Source organism: Streptomyces sp. AC627_RSS907 (genome assembly GCF_019049165.1).
The window spans coordinates 1-555 of the sequence record NZ_JAGMUE010000929.1 but is presented as its reverse complement, the minus strand read 5'-3'; the positions used below and the strand labels follow the sequence as shown (position 1 = coordinate 555).

Here is a 555-nt window from a genome sequence, read left to right as displayed (position 1 = left end):
CGATGCCAGTCAGCAGGTCCGTCGGTCCCTGTCGCCGGCCTGATCGGCCGAGTGAAGCAGTTCGATGACACGTTCCTCGTACCGGACGCGGGCCGGGGAGAAGTCGTACGGCATCTTGCCGATGGCCTCCACCACGCTCATCCTCGCCCCCTCTTCTTCCTCGCCGGCGTGCTCGTCCTCCCGGTCCAGGAGGTCGTTGAGGGCCTCTTCCAGGCCGGATCCTTCGATGGCGGCTGCCAGGGCCGTCTCGTGATCACATCGCTGGGCGGCCAGGTCCTCGATGCGGGGGTCGTCGGGGGACACGGTGTCATCCAGGGCCGCCTCGGCCTCGGCCAGTCGGTCCTCCTCGGCCCGCAGCTCGGGGTGGGTGGCCAGGACGATGAACCGGTCGGCCTGGACGGCGGCGCCCAGGGGGCCGAGGGCGCGCTCCGTGACCAGGAGGGTATCGAGGTCGGCGGAGCGCAGGGCTCCGGGCGGCAGATCGCGCAGGCGGCCAGTGACCAGCGGTGAGAGCAGGCCAAGAGGGCTGCCCACCTCGCGGAGACGGTTCACGGC

General features: G+C 71.2%; 1 pseudogene. It reads right to left on the bottom strand.

Annotation, left to right across the window (positions count from 1 at the left end):
- Window positions 1–9 precede the first annotated feature (9 nt).
- Window positions 10–555, bottom strand: a pseudogene (locus KUM32_RS39510) (MerR family transcriptional regulator); the annotation flags it as partial.